A 5,629-nucleotide genomic window follows, 5' to 3' on the forward strand; every position below is an offset into this window, starting at 1 on the left:
GCCACCGCCGCGTCGAAGGCGTTACCGCCGGCCGCCAGCACCAGCATGCCGGCTTCGGTGGCCAGCGGGTGCGCGCTGGCCACGGCATAGCCGGGCGGCCTGTCCGCCGCCCAGGCGGATTGAAGAAAAAGAACGAGAAAAAGAGCTCTGAGGAATTCTTTCTTCATGCAGCTTTTCCGGTCAGCCGCAGATATTTGGCATACAGCTGCTCATGCGTTTCCCGGTGATCGGGGTCCAGTGGGATGCAGTTGACCGGGCACACGGCCACGCACTGCGGCGCATCGAAATGGCCGACGCATTCGGTACAGCGCGCCGGGTCGATCTCGTAGATGAGCTCGCCCTGCCGGATGGCCTGGTTCGGGCATACCGGCTCGCACACGTCGCAGTTGATGCAGGCGTCGGTGATGGTCAGCGCCATGGGACGGTTTCCGCACTCAGCGCGGGGCCGTCTTGCGGCGCAGGGCCGCGGCCACCACGTCCGGCACCAGCCCGCTGATGTCGCCGCCGTGGCCGGCGATCTCGCGCACCAGGCTGGAGGAGATCTGCGTGAACTGCGGCGCCGGCGCCAGCATGATGGTGTCGATGTTCGGCTCCAGGTGGCGGTTCATCAGCGCCATCTGCTTCTCGTACTCGAAGTCGCCGACGCCGCGCGCGCCGCGCACCAGCACGGTCACGCCCCGCTTCTGGTACAGGCGCACGATCAGCTCGCCCCAGGCCACCACCTCGAGGTTGGGCACGTCGGCCAGCGCGGCGCGCACCAGCTCGACCCGCTCCTCCAGCGTGAACATCGGCTGCTTGCCGGAGTTCTTCGCCACCGCGACCAGCATCTTCGGGAACATCCGCGCGGCGCGGCGAATGACGTCCGCATGGCCGTTGGTGATGGGGTCGAAGGTGCCGGAATAGGCGGCGATGACGTCTTTGGCCGGGCTCATGGGCAGGGTCTGCAGGGAATCCTCAGGGATTATGCGGGTTGGCGGTGAAACGCACCAGCGCGAAGCTCACCTGCCCGGCGCGTGCGGATTTGAGCGTTTCCCAGCCTGGCGGCAGCGCCGGTGGCGGCGTCTCGGTCTCGACATACACGCGATGATCGGGCGCCAGCAGCGGCGGCAGCTGCGCCAGCAGCGGTGGCACCAGCCCCTGCCGGAACGGCGGGTCGAGAAAGACGATGTCGAAAGGCCCGCCGCCCTGGCGCAGGTACTGGGCCGCCTCGGCCTGCAGCAGCTGGGCGCGCGCCGTGGCGCCGAGTGTGGCGAGATGCGCGCGGATGCGTTCGATGACGCTGCGTTCGTGGTCCACGAACAGCACCTGCGCAGCGCCGCGCGACAGCGCCTCCAGCCCGAGCGCGCCGCTGCCGGCGAACAGGTCCAGGCAGCGGGCCTGGGCAATCACCGGCGCCAGCCAGTTGAACAGCGTCTCGCGCACGCGGTCCGGCGAGGGCCGCACGTCGCGGTCGGTGACGAAGTCGAAGCGGCGCCGGCGCCAGGCACCGCCGATGATGCGAAAGTCGCCGCGCAGGCCGTGTTGGCGGGGTTTCATGCGGGCATTGTAGCCGCTCGGCTGTGGCAGAATGGCCGCGATTTTTGCCGCCGGATTCTGCCCATGGTGATGATGTTCCGCTTCCTGCTCGCCTGGCTCACTCACCGCCTGCGCGGCCCGCTGGGCGTGCTCGACACCGGCGTGCTCAGCATGCGCGTGTGGCCGACCGACCTCGACATGAATGTGCACATGAACAATGGCCGCTATTTCACCGCCGCCGACATCGGCCGGCTGGACTGGTGGCTGCGCACCGGCGTGATGAAGAAGGCGCTGGCGCGCGGCTGGGGGCCGGTGGCCGGCGACGCCAACGGCCGCTTCAGCCGCTCGCTGCAGCCGTTCGAGAAATTCGCCGTGCACACGCGCCTGATCGGCTGGGACAGCAAGTGGCTGTTCAAGGAACACCGCTTCGTCAGCCAAAGCGGTCAGGTGGTGGCGGTGATCGTCGTGCGCTACCTGTTCCGCAGCCGCAAGGCCCAGCACAGCCCGGCCGAGGTGCTGGCGCTGGTCGGGCACCGTGAACCCTCGCCACCGCTGCCGGACTGGGTGCGCGACTGGCACCGCGCGCAGAACGAGCTGACCGCCAGCCTCAAGGCCGCGCGGGCCCGCGGTTGACCCGCAACCTGCGACCGCAAGGCTAAGCGCTGGTGGCGCCAGGCGAGGTCCTGGCAAAAGCCAGAGCCGCCGGATTACCCTTGCGTACCACCAACCGTGAGTCCGTCCACGCGCAGCGTCGGCTGGCCCACGCCCACCGGCACGCTCTGGCCGTCCTTGCCGCACACGCCGATGCCGGTGTCGAGCTTGAGGTCGTTGCCGACGCGGCTGACGCGCTGCAAGGCCTCGGGGCCGTTGCCGATCAGGGTGGCGCCCTTGACCGGGCGCGTGATCTTGCCGCCCTCGATCAGGTAGGCCTCGGCGGTGGAGAACACGAAGTTGCCGGACGTGATGTCCACCTGCCCGCCGTCGAGATTGGCGACGTACAGGCCCTTGTCCACCGAGGCGATGATGTCCTCCGGCAGGTCCTCGCCCGGCAGCATGTAGGTGTTGGTCATGCGCGGCATCGGCAGATGCGCGAAGGACTCGCGCCGGCCGTTGCCGGTCGGCGCCATGTTCATCAGCCGCGCGTTGAGCTTGTCCTGCATGTAGCCGCGCAACACGCCCTTTTCGATCAGCGTGGTGCAGTGGCTCGGCGTGCCCTCGTCGTCGAGATTGAGCGAGCCGCGCCGGCCGGGCAGCGTGCCATCGTCCACCACCGTGCACAGCGGGCTCGCCACCGGCTGCCCGAGGCGGCCGCTGTAGGCCGAGCTGCCCTTGCGGTTGAAGTCGCCCTCCAGCCCATGCCCCACCGCCTCGTGCAGCAGCACGCCCGACCAGCCGGCCGCGAGCACCACCGTCATGCTGCCGGCGGGCGCGGGATCGGCATGCAGGCGCACCAGCGCCTGGCGCACGGCCTCACGCGCATAGTCCTCGACGCGGTTCTGCTCGAGGAAGAACCTGTAATCGCCGCGCCCGCCGCCGCCGGCATGGCCCTGCTCGCGGCGACCGTTCTCCTCCACGATCACCTGGATGTTCATGCGCACCAGGGGGCGCACGTCGCCGGCCCAGGTGCCGTCGCTGGCGGCGATCAGCACCACGTCCTGCGCGCCGAGCAGGCTGACCATGACCTGCGTCACGCGCGGATCCAGGCTGCGCGCGAAGGCGTCCGCGCGGTGCAGCAGCGCCACCTTGTCGGCCTCGGCCAGGCTCGGCACGGGATCGATGGCCGGATACAGCGCACGGCCGCCTGGCGACTGCCAGGCGCGCACGCGCCCGCTCTGGCCCTGGCGCACGATTGCACCGGCCGAGCGCGAGGCGGCGGTCAGCGCTGGCAGCGCCAGCTCCTCGGAATAGGCAAAACCGGTCTTCTCGCCGCTGATGACGCGCACACCCACCCCCTGCTCGAGGCCGAAGCCGGCGTCGCGCACCAGGCCGTCTTCCAGCGACCAGTGCTCGCGGCGCCGGTACTGGAAATACAGATCGGCCGCGTCCACGCCCGGTACCAGCAGCGTCTCCAGCACGCGTTGGATCTGCGGCTGCGACAGCTCGGCCGGCGCCAGCAGAGTGTGTTCGGCCTGTTTCAGTGCGGTTTCGTTCATGGTGTCTTTCGGTTGATCCGCGGACTATGCCTTGCGCAGCCCACGCGGTTTACAGGCGCCGGTGCCGCAGCGCCGGGAAGCGTTCGCGCGTCGCGCGCAGCCGCGCGAGGTCGATCTCGCCGAGCACCACGCCCGGCCCCTGCGGCAGGCGGTCCAGCACCACACCCCAGGGATCGACGATCAGGCTGTCGCCCCAGGTCTCGCGCCCGCCGGGATGGCGGCCGCCCTGGTTGGGGGCGATGACGTAACAGAGATTCTCGATGGCGCGCGCGCGCAGCAGCACTTCCCAGTGGGCGCGCCCGGTCGCGGCGGTGAAGGCCGAGGGCAGCGCGACGATCTCCACCCCTTGGTCCACCATGCGCCGGAAGAGTTCCGGGAAGCGCAGGTCGTAGCACACCGCCAGGCCCAGCCGGCCGAGCGGCGTGTCCACCACCGTCACCGCGTCGCCGGCGATCGTGCTGCGCGACTCGGCGTAGTGCTCCTCGCGCCCGGGAATACCGACGTCGAACAGGTGGATCTTGTCGAAGCGCGCGGCCAGCCGGCCCTGTGCGTCATACAGCAGGCAACTGGCGTATGCGCGCGTGGCGTCGTGTTCATCGCGCAGCGGCACGGTGCCGCCGACCAGCCACAGGCGGTGCGCGCGCGCCTGCTGCGCCAGGAAGTCCTGGAGGGGTCCGCCGCCCGGCGCCTCCGCGACCGCCAGCTTGGCCTCGTCGCCGGCCCCCATCAAGGCAAAGTTTTCCGGCAGCACCGCGAGCTGCGCGCCGCGCGCCGCGGCATCCGCGATCAGCGCCGCTGCCTGTGCGAGGTTGGCGTCGCGCTCCGCGCCCGACACCATCTGGATGGCCGCCACCCGGGACATGCGCTCAGCCATCCTTGTCGATGGTGGGGTTGTCCCAGGGACCGCGCAGGCGGTAGCTCAGTTCCGACATGTCCTCGATCGGCTTCTTGAACAGCTGCTGCGCCAACAGAATGCCCAACCCCACGGCCGGACCGCCAGCCAGCGTGCCGGCCAGTGCCACGCCGGGCGACAACTGTGGATGAATCGTGACTTTCTGGTCGTAATCGCGCGCGGCCAGGCCGACGCGACCCTCGATTTCCATCTTCAGCGAGGGGCCGTTGATCTTCAGGTTGTCGGTCCAGGCATTGCCCTGCTCGATGCGGAAATCGCCCTTGAGCGTGTCGAAGGCCAGGCCCTTCGACACCACGTCGCGAAAATCCAGCGTCAGCCGTCGCGGCAGCGCATAGAAGTTCAGCAGCCCGAGCACGCGGCCGGCGCCGGGCTCCACCGCCATCAGCACCCCCTTCTCCAGGTCCAGGCTGAAGCCGCCGCCCAGCAGTTCGGTCTTGAGTCCGCCGGCATGCGGGGCCCAGGCCAGGCTGGCCTGCAGCCGGATTTTCTCGGCATCCAGGCTCGGTGCGTAACCCAGCGCCTCGAACAGCGGCCGCAGCCCCCGGCCGCGGGCGCCGAGCGACAGCTGCGCACTGCTCTCGCCGCGCACGCGCGTCCAGCTGCCGCTGCCCTGCATCTCCAGTTCGCCTTTGAGGCTGAAGGTGGACAGGGCCAAGCCGTTGGGCACGGGCACCGCCTCGAGCTGCAGCTGGCCCAGCTCATGGCCGTTCACGCGCAGGCTGCGGCAGCGCAAGCTCAGGCCGGGCAGCTGCGCCGGGTCGCGCGGCGGGGATTCGTCCGCCGCCACCGCGGCCTCCGCCGCCTCCGGGCTGCGCTGCGGCGCGCGCAGCTGCAGGCGCTGCAATTCGGCACGATACACGGCGCGACCGGCAGGCTGCAGCGGCCAGCGCAGGCTGCCCTCCACCGCCGGGCCGCTCGCGCTCAGCAGCCACTCGTCCTCCTGGCGCTTCAGTTGCAGACGCAGATTTTCGAAACTCCGATCGGCGGCCAGCAGCCGGCCGATGCGCAGGTCGGCGCCCTGCAGCAGCGGCTCGGGCCTGGCAGGCGG

Annotated in this window: 7 protein-coding genes; 1 reads left to right on the top strand and 6 read right to left on the bottom strand. The window is 70.2% G+C overall.

Annotated elements, in window-relative coordinates; translation table 11 throughout:
- Window positions 1–163: 163 nt before the first annotated feature.
- From VNJ47_12725 to rsmD, 3 genes are read right to left on the bottom strand one after another with little or no spacing between them, the layout of a single operon-like run.
- Window positions 164–418 carry a YfhL family 4Fe-4S dicluster ferredoxin gene (locus tag VNJ47_12725; GenBank protein ID HXG29696.1) on the bottom strand — a complete coding sequence of 85 codons (255 nt, stop codon included), beginning with the start codon at window positions 416–418 and terminating at the stop codon, window positions 164–166.
- A gap of 16 nt (window positions 419–434) precedes the next feature.
- Complete coding sequence (gene coaD, locus VNJ47_12730) at window positions 435–932, bottom strand: pantetheine-phosphate adenylyltransferase (protein ID HXG29697.1); 498 nt, start codon at window positions 930–932, stop codon at window positions 435–437.
- A 22-nt stretch (window positions 933–954) separates the two neighbouring features.
- The gene (gene rsmD / locus VNJ47_12735) at window positions 955–1,536 is read right to left on the bottom strand and encodes a 16S rRNA (guanine(966)-N(2))-methyltransferase RsmD (GenBank protein HXG29698.1); all 582 of its coding nucleotides are present in this window, start codon (window positions 1,534–1,536) and stop codon (window positions 955–957) included.
- A gap of 63 nt (window positions 1,537–1,599) precedes the next feature.
- Between rsmD and VNJ47_12740 the strand changes: the two genes are divergently transcribed.
- Window positions 1,600–2,148, top strand: coding sequence for a thioesterase family protein (locus VNJ47_12740; protein ID HXG29699.1), 549 nt, complete (start codon window positions 1,600–1,602; stop codon window positions 2,146–2,148).
- A gap of 74 nt (window positions 2,149–2,222) precedes the next feature.
- On the opposite strand, the gene tldD is transcribed toward VNJ47_12740, so the two are convergent.
- The 3 genes from tldD to VNJ47_12755 form a co-directional block, all read right to left on the bottom strand.
- Window positions 2,223–3,668, bottom strand: coding sequence for a metalloprotease TldD (gene tldD / locus VNJ47_12745; protein ID HXG29700.1), 1,446 nt, complete (start codon window positions 3,666–3,668; stop codon window positions 2,223–2,225).
- A gap of 49 nt (window positions 3,669–3,717) precedes the next feature.
- The gene (locus VNJ47_12750) at window positions 3,718–4,530 is read right to left on the bottom strand and encodes a carbon-nitrogen hydrolase family protein (protein ID HXG29701.1); all 813 of its coding nucleotides are present in this window, start codon (window positions 4,528–4,530) and stop codon (window positions 3,718–3,720) included.
- 4 nt (window positions 4,531–4,534) lie between these two features.
- Window positions 4,535–5,629: AsmA-like C-terminal region-containing protein (locus tag VNJ47_12755; protein HXG29702.1), on the bottom strand; the 1,095-nt coding region annotated here is incomplete at its 5' end.

The sequence above is a fragment of the Nevskiales bacterium genome, assembly GCA_035574475.1.
Lineage (GTDB): Bacteria > Pseudomonadota > Gammaproteobacteria > Nevskiales > DATLYR01 > DATLYR01.